Source organism: Clostridium sp. (assembly GCF_036781005.1).
Lineage (GTDB): Bacteria > Bacillota > Clostridia > Clostridiales > Clostridiaceae > Clostridium_B.
The window spans coordinates 19,416-42,461 of sequence record NZ_DAIQBT010000003.1 but is presented as its reverse complement, the minus strand read 5'-3'; the positions used below and the strand labels follow the sequence as shown (position 1 = coordinate 42,461).

General features: G+C 30.5%; 17 protein-coding genes, 2 pseudogenes, 1 riboswitch and 1 other annotated feature (1 of these 21 cut by a window edge). Of the genes and pseudogenes, 12 read left to right on the top strand and 7 right to left on the bottom strand.

All coding sequences use genetic code 11. The features are described 5' to 3' along the window. Positions 1–60: 60 nt before the first annotated feature. Positions 61–705, bottom strand: coding sequence for an undecaprenyl diphosphate synthase family protein (locus V7Q02_RS01720; protein ID WP_333859230.1), 645 nt, complete (start codon positions 703–705; stop codon positions 61–63). Between the two features lie 158 nt (positions 706–863). On the opposite strand from V7Q02_RS01720, the pseudogene V7Q02_RS15870 reads away from it, so the two are divergent. The 6 genes and pseudogenes from V7Q02_RS15870 to V7Q02_RS01695 all read left to right on the top strand — a co-directional run. Next, positions 864–1,104 (top strand): annotated as a pseudogene (locus V7Q02_RS15870) (IS982 family transposase); the annotation flags it as partial. Between the two features lie 224 nt (positions 1,105–1,328). Then, on the top strand, positions 1,329–2,969 hold the full coding sequence (gene hcp / locus V7Q02_RS01715) for a hydroxylamine reductase (RefSeq protein WP_333859331.1): 1,641 nt from the start codon (positions 1,329–1,331) through the stop codon (positions 2,967–2,969). A 181-nt stretch (positions 2,970–3,150) separates the two neighbouring features. Continuing rightward, complete coding sequence (gene greA / locus V7Q02_RS01710; RefSeq protein ID WP_333859229.1) at positions 3,151–3,615, top strand: transcription elongation factor GreA; 465 nt, start codon at positions 3,151–3,153, stop codon at positions 3,613–3,615. 138 nt (positions 3,616–3,753) lie between these two features. Next, positions 3,754–3,852: riboswitch (SAM riboswitch) on the top strand. Positions 3,853–3,924: 72 nt separating this feature from the next. Continuing rightward, entirely contained in the window at positions 3,925–4,101 is a 177-nt protein-coding gene (locus V7Q02_RS01705) for a hypothetical protein (RefSeq protein ID WP_333859228.1), read from the top strand. A 135-nt stretch (positions 4,102–4,236) separates the two neighbouring features. Then, positions 4,237–4,794, top strand: a complete 558-nt coding sequence (locus V7Q02_RS01700; RefSeq protein ID WP_333859227.1) for a DUF4912 domain-containing protein — start codon at positions 4,237–4,239, stop codon at positions 4,792–4,794. Continuing rightward, complete coding sequence (locus tag V7Q02_RS01695) at positions 4,791–6,377, top strand: glycoside hydrolase family 57 protein (protein ID WP_333859226.1); 1,587 nt, start codon at positions 4,791–4,793, stop codon at positions 6,375–6,377. Before V7Q02_RS01700 ends, V7Q02_RS01695 begins: the two co-directional genes overlap by 4 nt. Before the next feature lie 117 nt (positions 6,378–6,494). Here the strand turns inward: V7Q02_RS01695 and V7Q02_RS01690 are convergent, their stop codons facing one another. Next, on the bottom strand, positions 6,495–8,069 hold the full coding sequence (locus tag V7Q02_RS01690) for a DEAD/DEAH box helicase (protein ID WP_333859225.1): 1,575 nt from the start codon (positions 8,067–8,069) through the stop codon (positions 6,495–6,497). Between the two features lie 161 nt (positions 8,070–8,230). Here V7Q02_RS01690 and V7Q02_RS01685 point away from each other — a divergent pair, with 161 nt between their 5' ends. The 3 genes from V7Q02_RS01685 (at position 8,231) to V7Q02_RS01675 (ending at position 11,583) form a co-directional block, all read left to right on the top strand. Then, positions 8,231–9,460 carry a M16 family metallopeptidase gene (locus V7Q02_RS01685; RefSeq protein WP_333859223.1) on the top strand — a complete coding sequence of 410 codons (1,230 nt, stop codon included), beginning with the start codon at positions 8,231–8,233 and terminating at the stop codon, positions 9,458–9,460. A 19-nt stretch (positions 9,461–9,479) separates the two neighbouring features. Next, positions 9,480–10,304, top strand: a complete 825-nt coding sequence (gene recX, locus V7Q02_RS01680; protein WP_333859222.1) for a recombination regulator RecX — start codon at positions 9,480–9,482, stop codon at positions 10,302–10,304. 103 nt (positions 10,305–10,407) lie between these two features. Then, positions 10,408–11,583 (top strand): transglutaminase-like domain-containing protein, encoded by a 1,176-nt coding sequence (locus V7Q02_RS01675; protein WP_333859221.1) that lies wholly within the window; start codon positions 10,408–10,410, stop codon positions 11,581–11,583. Positions 11,584–11,610: 27 nt separating this feature from the next. Here V7Q02_RS01675 and V7Q02_RS01670 read toward each other — a convergent pair whose 3' ends face one another. The 3 genes from V7Q02_RS01670 to V7Q02_RS01660 form a co-directional block, all read right to left on the bottom strand. Next, a complete protein-coding gene (locus tag V7Q02_RS01670; protein ID WP_333859220.1) occupies positions 11,611–11,970 on the bottom strand; it encodes a tetratricopeptide repeat protein in 360 nt (119 codons plus the stop codon). 195 nt (positions 11,971–12,165) lie between these two features. Continuing rightward, complete coding sequence (locus V7Q02_RS01665; protein WP_333859219.1) at positions 12,166–12,969, bottom strand: ABC transporter permease; 804 nt, start codon at positions 12,967–12,969, stop codon at positions 12,166–12,168. Next, on the bottom strand, positions 12,969–13,727 hold the full coding sequence (locus V7Q02_RS01660; protein ID WP_333859217.1) for an ABC transporter ATP-binding protein: 759 nt from the start codon (positions 13,725–13,727) through the stop codon (positions 12,969–12,971). The genes V7Q02_RS01665 and V7Q02_RS01660 overlap by 1 nt, the downstream gene beginning before the upstream one ends. 427 nt (positions 13,728–14,154) lie before the next feature. On the opposite strand from V7Q02_RS01660, the gene V7Q02_RS01655 reads away from it, so the two are divergent. Together V7Q02_RS01655 and V7Q02_RS01650 are read left to right on the top strand one after the other, a co-directional pair. After that, the gene (locus V7Q02_RS01655) at positions 14,155–18,453 is read left to right on the top strand and encodes an acyl-CoA dehydratase activase-related protein (RefSeq protein ID WP_333859216.1); all 4,299 of its coding nucleotides are present in this window, start codon (positions 14,155–14,157) and stop codon (positions 18,451–18,453) included. Between the two features lie 502 nt (positions 18,454–18,955). Continuing rightward, positions 18,956–19,852 (top strand): MBL fold metallo-hydrolase, encoded by an 897-nt coding sequence (locus V7Q02_RS01650; protein WP_333859215.1) that lies wholly within the window; start codon positions 18,956–18,958, stop codon positions 19,850–19,852. Positions 19,853–19,897: 45 nt separating this feature from the next. On the opposite strand, the gene V7Q02_RS01645 is transcribed toward V7Q02_RS01650, so the two are convergent. Beyond that, positions 19,898–21,244, bottom strand: a complete 1,347-nt coding sequence (locus tag V7Q02_RS01645) for a flavodoxin domain-containing protein (protein WP_333859214.1) — start codon at positions 21,242–21,244, stop codon at positions 19,898–19,900. 175 nt (positions 21,245–21,419) lie between these two features. Between V7Q02_RS01645 and V7Q02_RS01640 the strand changes: the two genes are divergently transcribed. Continuing rightward, positions 21,420–22,439 (top strand): ABC transporter substrate-binding protein, encoded by a 1,020-nt coding sequence (locus tag V7Q02_RS01640; RefSeq protein ID WP_333859213.1) that lies wholly within the window; start codon positions 21,420–21,422, stop codon positions 22,437–22,439. A gap of 183 nt (positions 22,440–22,622) precedes the next feature. Here V7Q02_RS01640 and V7Q02_RS01635 read toward each other — a convergent pair. Then, a pseudogene (locus V7Q02_RS01635) lies at positions 22,623–22,763 on the bottom strand (ATP-binding protein); the annotation flags it as partial. 78 nt (positions 22,764–22,841) lie between these two features. Continuing rightward, positions 22,842–23,046: a binding site (T-box leader), on the top strand (it continues 9 nt past the right edge of the window).

The window sequence follows — 23,046 nt, the reverse complement described above, 5'->3', positions numbered from 1 at the left end:
GAAAAATTATAACATATAAGTGGGAAAATTTACAGTAGAAAAAATTATTTTTCAATATGACTATCCTCCAAGGGTTATATCTTGATGTTTATACCATTTAAGAGCTTGCATTAAATGCTCGGGCTTAAAATCTGGCCAGTAATCCTCTATTATATAAAAGTCTGAATATACTGATTGAACAGGAAGAAATCCGCTGAGTCTTCTTCGCCCTCCCCAGCGTATGATTAAATCTATTCTGGTTATTTCACTTGAATGTAAATTACATATGATGGAGTTTCTATTTTTAGTTCCAACATTTTTTATGCTGCTTAAATCCCATTCCCAGCTATAGTTAACTAAAAAATTAATTTTTATTTTCCCTGTTCCAAATTTTTTTCTAACTGTATAGGGAAGAAGTGATTTAGGGAACATAGGAGAATTTGAATTTCCTACTACCAAAAGAGAAGCATTTTCTTTAGATAAAATTTTTACAGCTTCTATACAGGCCTTGGTGAATGCTTTGGTTTGAGAGGCAGGACGTTTGGTATTATCTGTGGTAAATCCATAATAAGTTAATTCTTTTATTCCCAGTTCTTCACATAGTTTAAATAGTTCTATGCCAGGTTTTAAGCCAAAATTATAGCCATCTTCTTTTGCCATACCATTTTTTAGTGCCCATCGTCTATTTCCATCTGGAATTATGCCTATGTGATTTGGTAGTGCCATTTTTAAATCCTCCTTTTTATTTAAAAGTGTGGAGTTTATTTTTAAAATAATACTTTAAATTATTGCCAATATATTAGTGCATTATTCTAAATAGATATAATTTCAACCTGAGTTAGAAAATAAAAAAAGAGCTATAAATATAAACAAAAAAGCACAAGAAAAGTAGAAACTTATCACTTAGTGAAGTCATGACAATAATCATATATTTTCACCTATCGGCCCACAGAAGTTTAAAATTCTATTATGCAAAATATGTATTAACCGTTCTAAGGCCCTATTTTCCTAAGCTTGTAAGCTATAACAGGTTCATAGAGCTAATGCAGGAAGCACTGCTTCTAACTACTATTATACATGACAAAATTCAGAGTTGGCAAGTGTACAGGAATTTCTTTCATTAATATTGACTTAAATCCAAATAAGTGCAAAACTATTAATTTGCTATATCTATATTTATACAAAACTTTATTTTATTTTTTTAAAACTTAGGTTAATTTTAATTTCATTTTTGTAACATAGGTTACCGACTATAAATATATAGCTTGATAAAATAAAATTAGAAATTAGTTAAAAATAGAGAATAAAAAGAAATTTAAAGATTATAGAAGGGGGAAAAATATATGAGCATGAATACTGATATGTTTTGTTTCCAATGTGAACAAACAGCTGGAGGAAAAGGATGTACTAAAATGGGGGTCTGTGGAAAAACTCCATCTGTAGCGGCACTTCAAGATTTATTATTATATCAATTAAAAGGTATAGGATTTTATGGACATGAACTTATTAAACAGGGAAAGACTTTGAGTTCTGATACTGATAGATTTGTTATAGATGGAATGTTTTCCACTTTGACTAATGTGAATTTTGATGAAGATAGATTTATAGAATTTATAAAAAAAGCTAACCACATAAAATCCCAACTTATAGATATGGCAGGTGATATAGATGTGCCAGAGGATGCAAAATATATGGCACCTGTTGAAAAAGAAAGTATGTTTCAGCAGGCAAAGCATATAGGAATAATGGCAGATCCAAATTTAAATGAAGATATAAGATCCTTAAAAGAACTTGCAATTTATGGGCTGAAGGGTATGGCAGCTTATGATCATCATGCTTTTGTACTTGGAAGGGAAGATAAGGAAATAAATAAATTTTTTTATAAACTTTTGGCATGTACTTTAGATGGCAGTTTAGGGCTAGAAGATTGGTTTTCTTTGAATATGGAACTTGGACAGGTGAATTTCAAGGTTATGGAAATATTGGATCAGTCAAATACAGGTGTCTATGGTAATCCTGTTCCTACAAAAGTTTTGATAAGCAAAAAGAGAGGACCTTTTATAATTGTATCAGGTCATGATCTTAAAGATTTGGAACAACTTTTAAAGCAAACAGAAGGAAAAGGAATAAATATATATACTCATGGCGAAATGCTTCCTTGTCATGGCTATCCAGAATTAAAAAAATACAGCCACCTTATAGGAAATTATGGAGGAGCATGGCAAGATCAGCAAAAAGAATTTAACAATATACCAGGATGCATCCTTATGACCACTAATTGTATTCAAAAACCTGGGGATACTTATAGGGATAGGATATTCACTTCAAGTTTAGTGGGGTGGCCTGATATACCTTATATAGAGGAAAAGGATGGAGTAAAAGATTTTATCCCAATTATAGAAAAGGCACTGGAACTAGGGGGATGGAAAGAAGGGGAAGAGGAAAAATCAATAATGGTTGGATTCGGACACAATGCAACTTTAAGTAAGGCAGATAAAATAGTGGAAGGGGTAAAATCAGGAGCTATTAAGCACTTCTTTTTAATAGGAGGCTGTGATGGAGCAAAATCTGGAAGAAGTTACTATACTGATTTTGCAAAGGTTGTACCGAAGGATTCTGTTATACTTACACTGGCATGTGGAAAATATAGATTCAACAAATTAGATTTTGGAACTATAGGGGAGTTACCAAGATTACTGGATGTAGGACAGTGCAATGATGCATATTCTGCAATAAAAATCGCGCTGGCTCTGGCAGAAGCATTCAATTGTGGAGTAAATGATTTGCCTCTTTCAACTATACTTTCCTGGTATGAACAAAAAGCAGTATGTATACTTTTAACTCTTCTTTCCCTTGGAATTAAAAATATTCATTTAGGACCTTCTCTTCCTGCTTTCTTATCGCTAAATGTATTAAATATTTTGGTAGATAAATTTGCAATTAAGCCTATCTCTACTGTAGAGGAAGATCTAAAGGCCATATTGAAATAATTTTAAATTATAAAGTAGGAATTAAACTATTCCTACTTTATTTGCCTTTCACTTGTTATTTATTTTTATATATCTTATAATAAAATAGTAGAATAAATAACTGTATGAAGTTTTTAAGTTCTTAGAAATTTCATGATTTCTAGAATAGAAACTTGTAAAATTTAGAATGTAGGTGAATTTTATGCAAGATGTAATTTTGACAGAAGCCGGTAAGAAAAAACTGGAAGAAGAACTGGAATATTTAAAAACGGTAAAAAGGGTAGAAATAAAATCTGCCTTAAAAGCTGCAAGGGCTCAGGGAGATCTTAGTGAAAATGCTGATTACAGTGCGGCTAAAGAAGATCAATCTATGACTGAAACTAGAATACAAGAACTTGAATATCAACTGAAAAATGCTGTAATAATAGAAAGTTCATCTGAAACAGATGTGTTTGATATAAATAGAACTGCTTTGGTAAAATTTTATGATATGGATGAAGTTGAGGAAGTAACACTGGTGAGTTCTGTGGAATCAGATGTTAAAAATATGAAAATAAGCATAGAATCTCCGTTGGGAAAGGCTCTTTTTAGGTTAAAGGTAGGAGATAAGGCAACAGTTGTATCACCTGATGGAAATTATGATGTAGAGGTAGAGAAATTATTATAATAAATATGTTTAATAAGAGGACATTTTATTACTACATAATTTGTGGGAGTTCATATAAGGCTCCTTTTTTGTGCAGCTTATTAATATGTTTACAAAGATTTGTTGTTTTGTTATTATTAACAAAATTAAATAGTAAAATTCTTATTTTGAGAGACTAAGGGATTGGCCCTATGATGTCCGGCAACCTGAATAATTAAGGTGCTAATTCCAGCAGGTATTATACCTGAGAGATAAGAAAGTGAAAAAGTATATAAATCTCTTGCAGCTTATCTGTGGGAGGTTTTAAATTTATATGAGGAGGAATTCAACATGAGTGTAGAAAATGTAGTTAATTATTTTTTAAATAGAGATTTGGATAACCCTGTATTTAGACTTCCAGATAGTGGTGCTACTGTACAGCAGGCAGCAGAGACTATGCATATAGAGCCAAAGTACATAGCAAAAACTTTGGTATTTAAACTAAAAGATGAAGCCAGAAATTCTTAGATTAAGAGGTTTGTGTCTATAAAATTTTAGGAAAACATATAATTTGGGAATGTATTTTAATTTATAAGTGACATATTTGGAATTTATAGGTATAATGTAGGTATCGCATAACTATTAATGAAGGGAGTGAATTTATTGACCAATGATGAAAAGACTTATTTAGTGCTTATGCTTCAAAATTCCCATAAAATATTTTGTTATTATAATGTATCATCTATGACAGTAAAAAAATTTAAAGACAAATATGGAGAAGTGCTATGGATAAATTCAAAACCAGCTATAAAGGTCTATTCTGTAGAAAATGGGATAACCAGGGATATAAAGACTATATTTATAGATCCTTTTTCGGATAGCTGGTATATAGATATTGAAAAAGATGATATGGATATTTTTGTGAAACTGGGAAGAGTTATATCCAGTAATGAATTTGTAGAATTTGCAATTTCAAATACAGTGACAACTCCAAGAGATAGTAGATCTTCAGATGATTTTCTCTGTTTTATAGATGTTTCTGAAAATTATATATCCAGCTTAAGTAAAGGATTTGCGGATAAATTTTCTGGAGGAAAAAAATATAAATATCCACAGTTGATATTCAAGGATGAAGAAGAACGGGATGAATTCATAGATGAATACATGGAGGATTTGGAAAACAAATATAGTTTAACTTCTTCCAGAGGTGGTTTAAAATGACTAAGGGATATATTTCAATTATACTTCATAGTCATATGCCTTTTATAAGACACCCAAATTTAAAAGATCCACTGGAGGAAAGGTGGCTATTTGAAGGTATTAGTGAGTGTTACATACCCCTTATAGAGGTATATGACAAGCTTATAAAGGATCATATGGATTTTAAGATAACCATGTCCATAACACCTACTTTAATGACTATGCTAGAAGATGAATATTTAAATAAAAGATATTTAAAATATTTGAAAAAATCTATAGCTCTCTCTAAAAAGGAGATAAATAGAACAAAATATAATAAAGAACTTGCGGTGCTTGCCAAATTTTATAATGAAAGATTATCTAAAATATTAGATATCTATAGGAACTATGATTACAATATAATGAATGCCTTTAGAAAGTTTGATAAACTGGGATATTTAGAAGTGTTAACCAGTGCGGCAACCCATGGACTTTTACCTTTGCTTGCTATAAATCCAGAATCAGTTAAGGCACAGATAGGTGTGGGGGTTCAATGTTATTTAGAGTATATGGGACATCCTCCCCATGGAATATGGCTTCCTGAATGTGCTTATACCCATTCATTGGATCCTGTGCTTAAGGAATATGGAATTGACTACTTTATATCAGAGAATAAAGCAATTATAAATGCCTCTCCTAAGTCAAGATATGGCGTTTATGCACCTATTTCCCTTCCAAATGGAATTTCTGTATTTGGAAGAGATATAGAATCATCCTATCAGGTGTGGAGTGATTTTAAAGGTTATCCCGGAGATTTTGATTATAGGGAATTTTATAGGGATATAGGCTATGAATTGCCCCTTGAGTATATAGAACCTTATATAAATGAAGATAAAGTCAGAATTGATACAGGGATAAAATATTACAGAATAACTGGCAATACAGATAATAAAGAATATTATAATAGGAAAATAGCCATGGAAAGGATAAAAGAACATGGGGAACACTTTTTTAAGTGCAGAGTGGAACAAATTGATAAGTTTAGTAGACACATGGATCAGCCGCCTATAATAGTATGTCCTTATGATACAGAATTATTTGGACATTGGTGGTTTGAAGGACCGGATTTTATAGATGAATTCATAAGAAAAACCATGCAAAACAATTGTAATTACAAGTTGATTTCTCCTAGGGACTATTTAAAAAAATATCCCATAGTTCAATGTTCAAGTCCCTGTTCTTCTAGCTGGGGAGAAAATGGAGATTTTTCCGTATGGATAAATCCCTCTAATCAGTGGATATACAGAAAAATACATAAATGTGGGAAGCAGATGGTTAGACTTTCCAATACCTATAAGAATCCCACAGATTTGCAAAGGAGGACTTTGAATCAAGCAGCTCGTGAATTAATGCTTGCAGAATCTTCAGATTGGCCCTTTATTATAAAAAATCATACTGCGGTAGAATATGCAGTGAAAAGAATAAATAATCATGTGGATAGATTTAATAAACTTTATGATAGTATAACCAAAGATGCTATTGATTTAAAATATTTATCACAATTAGAAAAATTGGATAATATTTTTAAGAGTATTGATTATAAGATTTACCAGGATTCCAAATAAGCATTATAAAAGCCCTAAAACCTTTAAAATCAAATCTTTGGTACATAGGGCTTAGTTATTCTTTATATACTTTTTGGCACAATTATGTCCCTAAAAGTAGGCGATTATGCATCTGTATTAATTTTTCTTGCTTTTTGCAAGTTCTACAGAAACTCTTCTGCTTTGAAGCTTTTTGCCATTGGATTTCTTTAATATGATAGATGCAACCCTTTCAGGAACATTTATAAAAGTAAATTTGTTTAATATGTCTATATCACCTATTTCATATGCTTCTACCGAAGAGGTTTCATTTATAAACTTTATTAATTTTCTCGGAGTTATGTTATCCATTCTTCCTATGGATAAGAACAATCTTACATTATTATCTTCTATGCCTATGGAATTTTCCTTATAATCAAAACTTAACTCTTTGTCAAAAATTATTTTCATAAGAGAGGCAGCTACGTCTACCAAATTATACTCCTCATCCAGTTCTGTGGCTATAGGAATAAAGTTTTTATAATTATCTTCCGATATAACTTTTTTAATTTTTTCTTCTATATTTTTATATTTAGCTTCAAATATTTCATCTATAGTAGGTATGTCTTTTCTTTTTATCTTGCTTTTGGTGAATTTTTCTATCTGTTTTAATAAAATATATTCTCTAGGGGTTACAAGAGAATAGGCGATACCTTCTTTGTTGGCTCTTCCTGTTCTACCTATTCTATGTACATAGGATTCTGTATCTTGAGGAAGATCGTAATTTATAACATGGGAGACATTTTCTACATCTATACCTCTTGCAGCTACATCTGTAGCTACTAAAAAATCTAAAGAACCTTCTTTGAATTTTCTAAGGGTATTTAATCTTTGATTTTGTCCCATGTCACCGTGCATGCCTTCTACATTATATCCCCTGGCTTGCATGCTCTCTACCAGTTCATCTACACCGCGTTTGGTTTTACAAAATATTATGGCACTTGAGGGCTCATCTACGTCTAAAATTCTGCACAGAGATTCAAATCTGTCCTTATGTTTTATCTCGTAATAATATTGTTTTGTTTTCTCTACGGTTAGTGTATTTTTAGCTATTGTTATATATTTTGTATTTGGATTCATGTATCTAGAAGCTAATTTTTTAACTTGTTCTGGCATAGTAGCGGAGAATAGCAGCGTCTGTCTGTTTGGGTTTGAAGCTTTTATTATTTCTTCTATATCCTCTATAAATCCCATATCCAGCATTTCATCTGCTTCATCTATTGTTAAGAATTCTATATGGCTTAAATCAAGGGTTTTTCTGTGGATATGATCTAATATTCTTCCGGGGGTTCCAACTACTATATTTATACCTCTTTTTAAGGATTTAATTTGTCTTTCTATAGGCTGACCACCGTATATAGGGAGTAATAATATTTTCATGAATTTGGCGATTCTGGATAATTCATCATTGACTTGAATAGCCAGTTCTCTTGTAGGGGTGAGTATAAGGGCAGAAATATGTTTGCTTTTAGGAGTAATTTTGCTTAACATTGGTGCTCCAAAAGCTAAAGTTTTTCCAGTACCTGTTTGCGCTTGACCTATAATATCCTTTCCTTCTAATATTACAGGAATAGATTCTGCTTGAATTTGTGATGGTTCTTCAAAGCCCATATTATCTATAGCTTCAAAAACCTTGGGATGTAAATTTAAATCGTTAAAACTAATATTTTTCATTAATATTCCTCTTTCTTTTTTATATTACAGAGCAAAGTTTATCATATCATAGTATATACATATTATCAAATTTTAATTTGATTTTTAAATGCTTTTTATCTGTAAAGATATAATTTATAATAGAATATACCAAAACTTTATACCTTAAAAGGAGAATTAATATGTTTGATGCCAGACAAAGAGTTTTACCAAATGGAATAAAACTCATTACCATAAAGAAAGATACTGAGCTTTCAGCTTTTCATGCAGCAGTTAATATAGGGGCTTTATATGAAAATAACAATGAAAGAGGCATATCCCATTTTATAGAACATATGCTTTTCAAGGGTACCCTGCTTAGAAATAATAAAAAATTAAATGTAGATTTGGAGACCCTAGGGGGGGAATATAATGCTTATACAGATAATACTTCTACGGTGTATAGTGTCACATGTTTAAGGGAAGAATTAAAAGAAACTGTAAATATTATTTCTGATATGCTTATGAATTCTATATTTCCCAGGGAAGAAATTGAAAAAGAAAGGGAAGTTATATTATCGGAAATACGAAGCAGTAAAGATGATATAGAAGATTACAGTTTTGACAGGATAAATAAGATAGCTTTTAAAAAAAGTTCACTTAGATATAATGTAACTGGAAATGAAAAAGATATAAGCAAGTTTAAAAGAGAAGATTTAGTCGGATTTTACAGTAAATATTATGTACCCAACAATTGCCATATATCAGTAGTATCATCTTATGAACATGAAAAAGTATACCAGTTAATCCATAAGTATTTTAATAAATGGAGAAGTAAAGAGGTTAAACATAATGATATAATATTTGAATACAATACCCCCTGCAAAAAAGTTTCTTTTAAAAAGGATATAGAACAAAGTACTGTTTTATATCTGTTTACATTTAACGGATTAAGTGAAAAACAGGAGTTAGCTCTTCGAATATTAAATCATAAGTTTGGAGGTAGTAATAATTCCATATTGTTTACCAAATTAAGAGAGGAAAGAGGACTTGCCTATGATGTTTATACGGATTTGGATTTAGATGAAGGGGTGAAAACTTTGTATGTATATACTTCTGTGGGAGAGGAAAATTTAAAAGAAGCTGTAGATGTTATTGAAGATTGTATTGATAAGGTAAAAAATGGAGATATAATCTTTAAAGATGATATGCTTAGTTTAATGAAGAAGGTATTAAAAACAGCTGTGGTTTTTACTCTTGAAGATCCCACAGATATAGGAAATTATGTGCTCAATCAATCTATGAAGGGAGAAGATATATATAAACTTATTAATGATATAGAAAGAATTGAAACTATAAAAAAAGAAGATATGTATGAAGTAGCTAAAATTGTGTTTAACAATCCTACTATCCATATTCTTAAGAGAGGATAGCTGCTGGGAGGTATGTTTTTTGAGTGAATACATGGTGACTAAAATTGAGATACAAAAGAGAAATAATAAAAGGGTTAATATATATTTAAATGAAGAGTTTGCTTTTTCCTGCAGTATGGAACTTGTTTACAAATATGACATAAGTAAAGGCAAAATATTGGATATGGATTATTTGAAAAATTTAATTTATAAAGACAATTTTATAAAATGTAAGCGTAATGCCCTTTATATAATAGAAAAATCATATAAAACGGAAAAGCAAATGTATGATAAGTTAATAAAAAAATTTGATGAAGAAATAGTTAGGGAGTGCTTGAAGTTTTTAAAAGAATATAATTTTATAGATGATAATAAATTTGCAGAGATGTATGTAAAGAATAAAATTCTTTTTCAGGGAAGAAAGAAAATTAGATATTCTCTAATTAAAAAAGGAATAAAAGAAAGTATTATAGATGAAATATTATGTAGTATAGATGATTCTGTAGAAGAAAAAGCAGCTTTTAACATGGCAAAAAAGAAATATTATCTTATTATTAAAAGTGAAAATAATATAAATAAGGTATATAATAAACTTGGAAATTATATGGTAGGAAATGGATATGATTTTCCCCTGGTAAAACGTATATTAAAAAAAATATTAAAAGAATGCAATTGTATTGATAAAAAGGATATCCCTGAGAAGATAAATAGAGATGAAATATATAATATAGCAAAAAAAAGATATAATATAGTGGTAAAATCCGAAAATGATCGGGTTAAAATATATAAAAAATTGGGGTCATATCTTTTAAGAAGAGGATATCCATGGGAAAATGTAAAAAGTGTTTTAAAAGAATTAATGTAGAATTTAATAAATTATGTGTTTTGCGATGTTACAAAAACAATTTGATTTTCACGTGTGGGAATATAGTGTAAACTTGAAATTTTTGATGTCTAGGGGTGATTTTATGAACACAAGTCCCGTAACTATACTGATAGGATTGGCATTTTTATATCCTCTTATAAAAGGTTTTTTATTTAAATTTTCATCTAAGGATTTGAAACTGGATATAGATGATGTAAACAGAAATATATCTTTTATAATAGCCCTAATAGTTGGAATATATTTTTGGAGAAAAATATTCATGCAGCACAGTTATAACTTATATAATATTTTGCCTGAATACATTGGAAATTACTTCGAAAATAACAGTTTTTTGGTATATGCGATTTTAATTCCTGTATTTATATTTATAGTTTACAGAATTATAAAACTTCTGTTAGATTTAATAAGCTATTTAACTTTATATCCCTTAATCGATAGTGTAGATGGATTTTTGAAATTTAAAAGTAATATTTTTAAAAGGATATTGGGAGTGATTTTTCAACTACCAAGATCTATATGTTATATGCTTCTAATTTCCTTTATATTGAATATAGTTTCTATGTTTAATATAAATTCCAAGTTGAATACATATCTGGAAAATTCAAGACCCTATAATTCCATATGCAGGGAAATTATAATTCCAGTAACTAATTCTACTATTGCAAAACAATTGCCAAGCATAATCAACAATTCTTTTAAAATAGTCATAAAACAGTCAAATTCAAAAGATACACAGAATTCAAATGGCATAGATAGATTTAAAAATAATGAAAATAGTATAATATACTATAATGGTGTTACTATAGAAGAAGGAGTAAAATCCAATCAGGAAATCAATACTTTTGCTAAGGCACTGGGTACAGAAGGCAGCAATACCACTGACAGGTCGGAAATACTTTATAATTGGATAGGCACTAATATAAGTTATGATCATCAAAAAGCAACTAGAGTATTGAGTAATGATTTTGATGTACAGTCTGGAGCGATCCCTACCTTTTATTCCAAGAAAGGAATTTGCTTTGATTATGCTTGTCTTTATGTAGCTATGGCAAGGGCTAATAATGTGAAAGTAAGGCTCATAACAGGAGAAGGATTCAATGGTGTAAATTGGGTAAGTCATGCGTGGAATCAGGTTTATATTCCAGAAAGGCAGCAATGGATAAATGTAGATACAACTTTTTATAAGGGGGGAGACTATTTCAATAGTAAAAGATTTCAACTTGATCATAGGGATTCTCAAATAGCAGGAGAGTGGTAAAGTCAAACCACTCTTTTGAAATTAATTCTATTTAGTTTTTGTTATGTAATTTTTTAAGATGGTGTTTATGGCTTTTTCACAATCTGTGTCATCATTATTGAGACACCAGGCGTTGTTAAAGTATATAAGAGCTTTTTTGGTATTATGTAACATTATATAGCAGTATCCCAGATTAAAAAAATATTTGCTTTCTCTCCTTAGTTTTATAGCAGAATTTAATAGTTCTATTGCTTTTTCATATCTTTTTAATTTTATAAAACATACTGCAGAATTGTACAGGGAAGACGCTTCATTATCTTTTATCTGTATGGCTTTTTCGTATAGGTCAATAGCTTTTTTATAGTCTTTGGTATTATAATATTCATTGGCCTTTTGAAAGTAATTCATTTTAATCCTCCTTAAGTTTAATGAAGTAAAAGCCTCATATGGAATCACATAGTCCTTTAGTAAATTTATATCCATTTTTTAAAAAAATATACCAATAATTTAATCCTAATTCTGTTATGTATAGGAAGGTAAAACCATGGGATACATAAGTTTTAAAGAAAGCCAAAGGCTCTCTTTAAAACCTGAAAGGGCACACTAATGAAATATTAACTTTCTAAGTTTTTTTTCAGCAAAGGATATGGAAATATACATAACATAAGCTAATATTGAAAGTATAATTATGCTCACCATAACTGTATCTAACTGTGATATTTGTCCTCCATATATTATTAGAAATCCCAATCCCTCTTTTGCCACTAAAAATTCTCCCATTATTACTCCTACCCAGGAAAGTCCTACATTTATTTTCAGGGATGAAATTAGAGTAGGGACTGAAGAAGGTATTATAAGATTAGTTAGGATCTGGAGTTTTGAAGAACCAAAAGTTTTAAGAAGAGTGATTTTATCCTTATCTACTTCTTTAAAGCCATTTAATACAGTTAATATGGTTACAATTATGGAAATTAATACTGTAACTAATATAATGGCAGAAATTCCGTTACCTACCCAAAATATTATTATAGGAGCCAGAGCAACTTTTGGAAGGGCATTTAATACTACTATATAAGGGTCTAGTATATCTGAAATAAATTCAGACCACCAAAGAATTATGGCAATTAAAGTTCCAAGAGCCGTACTTAACAAAAAACCTAATATTGTTTCAAGGCAGGTTATTCCAATGTGTGTAAATAGTGTCCCTTCAAGATAAAGTGTTATAAGATTTTTATACATTCTAGAAGGAGTGCTGGTCAAAAAAGGATCTATCCATCCTAAATCTCCTGCAACTTCCCACAAAACAAAAAAAGCTATCAAAATTACTATTCTGAATAATGTAATTTTTTTCTTTCGCCTGTTTATGTTTTTTATATAAAGCTCGTGCTCTTGTTTGTAATCCATCATTAATAGTTCAACTCCTTCCATATATGGTTAAAGTAAATCCTAAACTCTGGATCTTCTCTACATTTTAAAGGGGAATCATGGTACTCTTTAAAAGTTATATTGAATATCTTCTTTATTTTAGCCGGCCTTTTAGAGAGGACTATAATTCTATTTGACATAGATACGGCCTCTGAAATATCATGAGTTACCATTATAGCAGTTTTACCTTCATTTTTTATTATTTTAAATATTTCATCACTTATGTTTAATCGAGTCTGATAATCTAAAGAGGAAAAGGGCTCGTCAAGAAGGAGTACTTCAGGGTCAAGAGCAAGGGTCCTTATGAGGGCTACTTTTTGTCTCATACCGCCGGATAATTCCTGTGGATAATGATATCTGAAGTCCCACAATCCATAATCTTTTAATAAAGTTTCCAATTTGGTTTTATAGGTATTTATAGATTTATGTTGTATTTTAATGCCAATCAATATATTATTCCATATATTTAGCCATTCAAATAATTGATCTTTTTGAAACATATAGCCCATTTTATGGGAAAATGAAGATATTTTTTCATCATCTATATATATTTCGCCGGAAGAAGGCTTTATAAGGCCGGCTATTATATTTAAAAGTGTAGTTTTACCACATCCAGAAGGGCCTACTATACTTAAAAATTCTCCTTTTTTTATAGTAAAACTTATGTCTTCCAAGGCTTTAGTAGAATTTTTCAATGAATGATAGTTCATGTATATATTGTTAAGGGTTAATTTGTCCAAAGTATCATCTCCTTACATCAGAAGTAATTACAGCTGATAGAGTTCATAATTTTAAATTTAGTTAAAAATTAATATATAATTTAGTATATGAATAGATATAGTATAGTGTTAAAGGTCTTTCAGGCATAAAGTAAACTTTATAGGCTTATTACAAGTGTGACTATAGGAGATATTGGAATTGCACATATACGCACATATGTTATAATATAAGTGAAAGTAGTTTTTATTAAATAAATCAGAGTATTAGTATTGATAATTTAACCGTATACAAGAATAGGGTTATTTTTTGTATTAGCACTATATGGTACATAATAGAAATAATAACATTTTAAAAGAGGCTATTTCAAAGTAAAACATTTTTTAAATACCTAGTATTTTAAAGTTTGTAAATTCAGTTTAAATTATTAATTTTAAAAGGTGATTAAGTATGAAAAATTTATTTCGTGTAGGTCTAGATGTAGGTTCCACCACAGTAAAGATAGTTGTTTCAGATATAAAAGACAGTATAATCTATAGTAAATATCAAAGACATTTTTCTGATATAAAAAGTACTATAGCTAAGGTTATCAAAGATGCTTATGAAAAGTTAAAAGATGCTAATATAACTGTTATGGCTACGGGTTCTGGAGGATTGTCTGTGTCCAAGTGGCTTGATATACCTTTTATTCAGGAAGTAGTAGCATGTACTAATACCATAGAAAAATTTATCCCGGATACTGATGTAGCTATAGAGCTTGGAGGGGAAGATGCCAAAATAACTTTTTTTGATGGAGGAATTGACCAGAGAATGAATGGAACTTGTGCAGGTGGTACAGGGGCATTTATTGATCAAATGGCATCTCTTCTTCAGACAGATGCAAAGGGATTAAATGAACTGGCTAAGGAATATAAAGTTATTTATCCTATAGCTGCCAGATGTGGAGTGTTTGCCAAAACTGATATTCAACCCCTTTTAAATGAAGGGGCAAAAAAAGAAGATATTGCGGTATCCATATTTCAGTCTGTAGTAAATCAAACTATAAGTGGGCTTGCTTGCGGCAAGTCTATAAAAGGTAATGTTGCTTTTTTAGGGGGACCTTTGTATTTTCTGTCAGAGCTTAGAAAGAGATTTATAGAAACTTTAAAGCTTAGCGAAAATGAAGTTATTTTTCCTGAAAATTCTCAGATTTTTGTGGCAATGGGAGCAGCATTATCTTCAAAAAATGAAGAAATTATTTCTTTTAAAAATTTAGTAGATAGATTACCACACTTAAATAATTCCTTAAATAATGAAATTCAGATATTAAGGCCTCTTTTTAAAGATAAAGAAGAATTTAACGAGTTTAAGGAAAGGCATGACAAAAGTAAAATAAAAAGAAAAGATTTAGAAAGTTTCGCAGGGGACTGCTATTTAGGAATAGACGTGGGATCAACCACTACTAAATCAGCTCTTATAGATGGGAAGGGTAATTTATTATATTCATTTTATGGAAGTAACAATGGAAATCCGCTAAAATCTGCTGTAAATATATTGAAGGATTTGTATAAAAAACTGCCTAAAGATGCCAAAATAGTAAATTCTGCAGTTACAGGTTATGGAGAAAGTCTAACTAAAGCTGCACTATCTGTAGATATAGGAGAGGTGGAAACTGTGGCCCATTATAAGGCTGCAGAATTTTTTCAACCTGGAGTGGAATTTATATTGGATATTGGTGGACAGGATATGAAATGTCTCAGGGTGAAAGATGGAATAATCGACAGTATAATGTTAAATGAAGCTTGTTCATCTGGATGTGGTTCTTTCATAGAAACTTTTGCTAAATCCTTGAATATGGATGTAAGAGATTTTGCAGCTTCTGCACAATACTCTAAAAAACCGGTGGATTTAGGTTCCAGATGTACTGTTTTTATGAATTCTAGAGTTAAACAAGCGCAGAAAGAAGGGGCCTCTGTGGGAGATATATCTGCAGGACTTTCCTATTCAGTTATAAAAAATGCTTTATTTAAAGTAATAAAGATAACAAATCCTAAGAATTTGGGAAAAAAAATAATAGTTCAAGGGGGAACTTTCTATAATGACGCCGTATTAAGGGCTTTTGAAATAATATCTGAACGGGAAGCGGTAAGACCTGATATAGCAGGTCTTATGGGAGCCTTTGGAGCCGCACTTATTGCAAAAGAAAGATATGATGGAGTTCATAAAAGCACTCTGTTAGGTGAAAAACAATTGAGTGATTTTATTACAGAAGTCAATATGAAAAGATGTGGTAAATGTTCAAATAATTGTCTTCTTACTATAAATAAATTTTCAGATGGAAAGGAATTCATATCAGGAAACAGGTGTGAAAGAGGCGCTGGCTTAGAGAAGAATAATACCTTAAAGATGCCAAATCTTTTTGATTATAGATATCATAGGACATTCGACTATGTTCCTCTTAAAAGGAGCCAGGCTAAAAGAGGACAAGTAGGCATACCCAGGGTTTTAAATTTATATGAAAACTATCCATTTTGGTTTACATTTTTTACAGAGCTTGGTTTCAGGGTGGAATTGTCTTCCCGTTCCTCAAAACACGTTTATGAAATGGGTATAGAAACAATACCTTCTGAGTCAGCTTGTTATCCTGCGAAAATAGTTCATGGGCATATAATGGATTTGATAAACAGAAATATAGATTTTATATTCTATCCTTGTATACCAAATGAGCAAAAAGAACAGCAGGGAGCAGATAATAATTATAATTGTCCTATGGTAACTTCCTACCCTGAGGTTATAAAAAATAATATGGATGTAATAACAGAAAAAAATATCAATTTTAAGAATCCTTTCTTGGCACTAGATAATAAGACGAGGCTTGTAAAAAGACTCAGGGATGAATTGAAGGAATTTAATATATCTAAGAAAGAAATATCAAATGCACTGGAAAAAGCTTTTGAAGAGCAGGAAAAGATGAAGGATGATATAAGATTAAAGGGAGAAGAAACAATAAAATATCTTAGAGATACAGGAAAAAAAGGTATAGTTCTTGCAGGAAGACCCTACCATGTGGATCCTGAGATAAACCATGGAATATCGAATATAATAACTTCCTATGATATGGCTGTATTAACAGAGGACTCTGTAGCTCATTTGGGAGTGGTGGATAGGCCACTTAGAGTAGTAGATCAATGGGTATATCATTCCAGACTTTATGCTGCAGCAAGCTTTGTAGCAACTCAGGAAAATTTGGAATTGATACAGTTAAATTCTTTTGGATGTGGCTTAGATGCAGTTACTACAGATCAGGTTAAAGAAATACTTAATAAATATGAAAAGATATATACAGTATTGAAAATTGATGAAGGCAGTAATTTAGGGGCGGTTAAAATAAGAATACGTTCTTTGAAGGCAGCCATTGAAGAAAGGGAAAAGCATGGTTTTAAACCCAATAAACTTCAGGAGAGCTATAAAAAGATAGTTTTTACAAAAGAAATGAAAAAAACCCATACTATATTGTGTCCCCAGATGTCACCTATACATTTTCAATTTTTACAGGAGGCGTTTAGAGAATCTGGATATAAGCTGGAAATATTACCTTCTGTAGATAAAAAGGCTGTAGAGGAAGGTCTAAGGTATGTAAATAATGATGCATGTTATCCGTCTATAATAGTAATAGGACAGTTGATAGAAGCTTTAAAATCGGGTAAATATGATATGGAAAACACTTCTGTTATATTATCTCAGACAGGAGGAGGATGTAGAGCTACAAATTATATAGGATTTTTAAGGAAAGCTTTGAAGGAAGCAGGTATGGAGAAAATACCAGTTATATCCCTAAATGTAGCAGGCTTAGAGAAAAATCCTGGGTTTAAAATTACAGCAGGACTTGTAAATAAGTCCATGATGGCACTTCTATATGGGGATCTTTTTATGAGAGTTTTATATAGAGTGAGGCCTTATGAAAAAATAAAAGGTTCTGCAAATCTCTTATATGAAGAATGGGTGAAAGAGTGTAAAAAGAATGTAGTAAATGGAAGCCATAGAGAATTCAAAGAAAATATTTATAATATAGTAGAGGATTTTGACAATCTGGAAATAAAATCTATAGTCAAACCACGGGTAGGGGTAGTGGGAGAAATATTGGTAAAATTTCATCCTACAGCCAATAATAATATTGTGGATATTTTAGAAAGTGAAGGAGTAGAAGTGGTAGTTCCTGATTTAATGGATTTTTTCTTGTACTGTGCCTACGATGCAGGATTTAAATATAAGTATCTGTCTGGAAGTTACTTTAATAAAATTATAAAAGATAGTGCTATAAAGTTTATTGAATATTTCAGAAGGCATATGAAAGCTGCATTAAAAAATAGTCAGCGTTTTAGTGAAACTTCTGATATTAGGAAGATGGCAGAAGATGCTTCAAAAATATTGTCTATTGGGAATCAGACAGGAGAAGGATGGTTCTTAACTGCTGAAATGATAGAACTTATAAAGAGTGGAACTAAAAATATTGTATGTATGCAGCCTTTTGCGTGTCTGCCTAATCATGTAACAGGTAAAGGCATGGTAAAAGAACTGAAAAGAATATATCCAGGCAGTAATATTGCCGCAATAGACTATGATCCAGGAGCCAGTGAAGTAAACCAGCTAAACAGGTTAAAGCTCATGTTATCCGTGGCATTTAAGTCTATGGAAAATGAAGTGGAATTAGAGAGTTGTAAAGAAAAAATTATTCCAAAAGCAGTGTTTGCGGAAAATGCCAATAAATAGAATAGCATTTTCTATATGTACTATTATAATTTTCACTAACAGATAACTACAAAAATTTTTCTTGATGACTTTATCAGCTATTTAAAAGTTTTTTCAGGATTAGCTATGTGTTATTGTAAATTATACAGCTACATTAGGGTAAGATTAACCTAATTGAAGTCAACAATATATTAAACTAATTTTTCTAAAACATTTATCGGCAGCAACTTGTATAAATAGATAAAGGCTATGAGATATCCTCTAATAGCCTTTATCTTATTCCTATAGCCTTTGAACTTTGTTTTTATCGTCCATTTATAGTATTTTTACTATGGATGTAAGCTATATGAACTTATAAAATATTTGTAAAACCAAAAATATTTTAACTTGATATAATAAATTTTTAGTTTTATAATTTATATTGTGAATATTCACTTACTTATGTTGATGATTATAAGAGATTATGGATGGAAGGGGGAATTTAGTAATTTTATATTTAAGATATAGTTACTAAATACAATATATGATCATAAAAAAAGTAAAAGGAAATACATATTGCATTGATACGGGAATGACATATATACCTTTCTATAAAATTAATGATAGAGAGATTATTATGCTGGATTCGGGACTTGCTGGGGAGGAAACTAAAGGGATAGAAAAACTTTTAGAGGTACATAGTTTAAAATTGGTTGCCATAATATGTAGTCATGCTCATGTAGATCATGTGGGTAATAATATGTATTTTAAAAAAAAATATAATTGTATTATTGCTATGCCAGAATATGAAGCGTTTATCTGTAGTTCCATAGATAATCTAAAATTTTATTATGGTTATCAGACATTATCAGATATTAAAGAAAATTTTGGTAATATGGTATGTAATACAGATATTATAATTTCGGGCAATCAAGAATATATATATATATATGGAATTAAATTTAAAATCATTCCTACACCAGGGCATAGTCCTGCACATATATGTATTGTTACTCCTGATAATGTGATATATTTAGGTGACAGTATTATAAGTTATGAAGTTATGGAAGGAGCTAAATTGCCATATACATATACTATAAGTAAGGACTTAAAAAGTAAAGGGAAAATATATAACTTTAAATATGAAAAATATATAGTGGCACATAAAGGAATCTATAATAATGTTATGAAACTTGTAGAAGATAATATAAATTTCTACAGAAACATAGCAGCTAAGATATATAATGTTATAGATGGAAGCATAACTATGGAGGATATTGTTAAAAATACCATTAAAAATTTTCATATTAGCATAAGTGGGATATGTAAATATATTATAATGGAAAGGATAGTTAGATCTTATATAGAATATTTAGACGAAATGAAGATGATAAAATTAAATATAGAAGATGGATTGATCAAATATTCTAAGATTCTCTAGTAGTAGATTAAGAACTGTATCTATATACAGTTCTTAATTTATATATTATACTTCTACAAATTTACTTGCATCCACATGACATACAGGGCAGCTTTCAGGAGGAGTATCACCTTCAGCTACAAAACCGCAGACAGTGCATTTCCATTTTTTTGTAGATTTGGTTTGTGGAGTTTCTAATGCGTCCTTTGAGTTTTCAGTAACCTTTTTTGCAAAACTTTTTCCAAATTCATATGCAGAATTTAATTCATCTTCAGATGGTTTGAAATTTACTCTAAGCCCTGGAGTTAATAAGTTCATTTTTAGCTGTTGTAACCTGGCTTCAATATTCTTTACAGCTTCACCGCTCCAACCATAAGATCCAAAGGCAGCAGCTACCTTACCACCATGTACTATAGGATTTAAAGAAATCAATATATCAAAAATTGGTTTTAAAGCATCTCCGTTAATAGTTGGAGAACCAAAGAGTATTCCGTCTGCCTTTCCGATGTTTTCAAGTATTTCATTCATATCACTATAAATTACATTATAAGTCTTGATTTCGAAATCTCCAAAGGATCTTATTCCTTCAGTTATTTTGTTTGCCAGAGATTCAGTGTATCCATAAGCAGATACATAAGGTATTACTATATATTTTTTGTTTCCTGGCTTTATAGGCGTACTCCATTCTTTATATAGGTTTACTATTTTTAAAGGATCCTTTCTTAAAACAGGACCATGACCTGGACATATAATATCAATTTTCAAATCCTTGATTTTATCTATTGCTTCAAGTACATGGGGTTTAAAAGGACCCATTATACCATCAAAATAATATTTTAAAGCATCCATATAACCTGCTTCATCTGTATTTAAATCATTAAATACCTTTGGACTGCAGTAGTGTGCTCCAAAGGAATCACAGGTAATTAGTATATTATCTTCTGGAACATAGGTATATATGGAGTCAGGCCAGTGAAGGAATGGTGCTGAAATAAATTTTAAGGTTTTATTTCCAAGATCTAGCGTGTCCCCATCCTTTACTACAATAGAGTCAAATTTTTTATTTGATATGGCCTTCATAAATCTAATGGCAGCAGTAGAGCCTACAAGCTTTGCATTAGGTGAAAGATCTAATAATTTTGCTATAGAACCTGAATGGTCCGGTTCTGTATGATCTACAACTATGTAATCTATATTTTTTACATCTACATTGGCAGAATTCAATCTTTCTATAAATTCATCAAAAAATCTTTCTTTGGCAGTTTCAAATACAGCAGTTTTTTCGCTTCCTTTTACCACATAAGAGTTATAAGTGGTTCCATAAGGAGTATTCATTATTATATCAAATATTCGGAGATCTGGATCTAATGCTCCTACCCAATAAATATCTTTTTTTATTTCTAAAGCATTCATATTATTTACCTCCTATTTATTATTAATAAATAATTATTATTTGTGTAATTCTATTATAGTATATATTTTTCCTAAAATCAACTAAAATACAATAATTGTTTATAAAAAATTATTTTAACATAATTATAATAACCTACATATTATGAACTGATATTAAAATTATTTTGGAGGATATATGATAAAGAAAAAACTGTATCTTGGTTCTATTTTATTGTTTTTTATATTTATAGCAGTTGCTTTTACCGGGTGCAGCCAAAGTAAAAGAAATAGCAATTCCAAGGTTACTATAAAATTAAATGAAGTAGCCAGATCTACTTTTTATGCACCTATGTATGTGGCCATAAATCAGGGGTTTTTTAAGGAACAGGGTATAGATATAGAGCTTACCACAGGACAGGGAGCGGATAAAACTATGCAACAGATATTAAGTGGTAGCTGTGACATAGGATTTTGTGGACCTGAACAAATCATATATATATATAATCAGAAAAGAGAGGATTTTCCGGTGATCTTTGCACAGTTAACTTCTACAGATGGATCCTTTCTGGTAGGAAGAAGTGAAGAAGAGAATTTTAAATGGGAATCTGTAAAAGGAAAAACTATAATTGGGGGGAGACCTGGGGGAGTTCCAGAGATGACACTGGAATATGTACTTAAAAATCACGGCATACAGCTAGGGAAGGATGTAAATATAATAACCAATCTGGCTTATACTGCTACAGCGGGTGCATTTAAAGCTAATACAGGAGATTATGTGGCTCTCTTTGAACCAACAGCTAGCATGCTTCAAAAAGATAACAATGGTTATATAACAGCTTCTATAGGTAAATCAGCAGGTAGAATTCCATATACCTGTTATTTTGCTACAAAATCCTATATATCAAAGAATACTGAAACCATACAAAGGTTTACTAAAGCCATTTATGAAGGGCAAATGTGGGTTAAGAAACACAGTGACCAGGAAGTAGCCCAATCTATAAAATCATTTTTCCCTGGAACCAGTGAAGACATATTGAAGTCTGTAGTGAAAAATTACAGGGATATAAATGCCTATGCAGATACACCTGTTATACAAGAAGAAGATTTAAACAGGCTTATGGATATAATACAGTCCTATAAAGCTGATTTGATACCAGAAAGACCCTCCTTTGACAAGATAGTTAACAATTCTTTTGCCAAAGAAACTGTTAAATAAAATTCCTTGAAAGTCTAAAAATTGCAGATTGCCATCCTTTATTGTTATGAAAGTCTTTTATACGCTCTATGTTTTATAAAGCTTTTAGTTCAAAAATGCACTTTGTAGGAGAGTGCATTTTTATTCTTTTAGTAAATATTGTACCATGTTTTAGTTTCTTTTCTATGTAAGAGTTTTATATATTTAATCTATTTTAAACTTTATCACAAATTTAGTTTTTCCTGGGATACTTTCTACAGATATAGTTCCATTATTTTTTTCAACTAATTTTTTAGTAATATATAGTCCGAAGCCATGAATGTCTTTTCCTTTGGTTTTTGTGGAAAGACCCCTTTGAAAATAAAATTTCTTGACAGCCTAAAAATTAAGGTTATAATAAAAATATGTAAAATTAAATTAAGTATAATTACTGTGAAAAAGAGGAGTAGAGATAATAGAGTATAAAGAGAGGAGAACTTATTAGTTGAGAGGTTTTCCATATGAATTATCTCCAAGGTAGCTTTAGAGTTTCTTTACTGAAAATCCAAGTAGGTAAAGACGGTTTCTTAATCGTTATTTTTTAAGAGTCTGTAGTTTTACAGGAAAAAAGGTGGTAACGCGGACCTCC

What these genes read in the sequence shown, in the direction of transcription:
- V7Q02_RS01670 (WP_333859220.1), bottom strand. Translation starts at nt 11,970, where the DNA reads ATGAATTACTTTCAAAAGGCCAATGAATATTATAATACCAAAGACTAT.
- V7Q02_RS01690 (WP_333859225.1), bottom strand. Translation starts at nt 8,069, where the DNA reads ATGAAAAATATTAGTTTTAACGATTTAAATTTACATCCCAAGGTTTTT.
- V7Q02_RS01705 (WP_333859228.1), top strand. Translation starts at nt 3,925, where the DNA reads ATGAGTGTAGAAAATGTAGTTAATTATTTTTTAAATAGAGATTTGGAT.
- hcp (WP_333859331.1), top strand. Translation starts at nt 1,329, where the DNA reads ATGAATACTGATATGTTTTGTTTCCAATGTGAACAAACAGCTGGAGGA.
- V7Q02_RS01645 (WP_333859214.1), bottom strand. Translation starts at nt 21,244, where the DNA reads ATGAATGCTTTAGAAATAAAAAAAGATATTTATTGGGTAGGAGCATTA.
- V7Q02_RS01685 (WP_333859223.1), top strand. Translation starts at nt 8,231, where the DNA reads ATGTTTGATGCCAGACAAAGAGTTTTACCAAATGGAATAAAACTCATT.
- V7Q02_RS01720 (WP_333859230.1), bottom strand. Translation starts at nt 705, where the DNA reads ATGGCACTACCAAATCACATAGGCATAATTCCAGATGGAAATAGACGA.
- greA (WP_333859229.1), top strand. Translation starts at nt 3,151, where the DNA reads ATGCAAGATGTAATTTTGACAGAAGCCGGTAAGAAAAAACTGGAAGAA.
- V7Q02_RS01695 (WP_333859226.1), top strand. Translation starts at nt 4,791, where the DNA reads ATGACTAAGGGATATATTTCAATTATACTTCATAGTCATATGCCTTTT.
- V7Q02_RS01665 (WP_333859219.1), bottom strand. Translation starts at nt 12,969, where the DNA reads ATGATGGATTACAAACAAGAGCACGAGCTTTATATAAAAAACATAAAC.
- V7Q02_RS01650 (WP_333859215.1), top strand. Translation starts at nt 18,956, where the DNA reads ATGATCATAAAAAAAGTAAAAGGAAATACATATTGCATTGATACGGGA.
- V7Q02_RS01655 (WP_333859216.1), top strand. Translation starts at nt 14,155, where the DNA reads ATGAAAAATTTATTTCGTGTAGGTCTAGATGTAGGTTCCACCACAGTA.
- V7Q02_RS01640 (WP_333859213.1), top strand. Translation starts at nt 21,420, where the DNA reads ATGATAAAGAAAAAACTGTATCTTGGTTCTATTTTATTGTTTTTTATA.
- V7Q02_RS01675 (WP_333859221.1), top strand. Translation starts at nt 10,408, where the DNA reads ATGAACACAAGTCCCGTAACTATACTGATAGGATTGGCATTTTTATAT.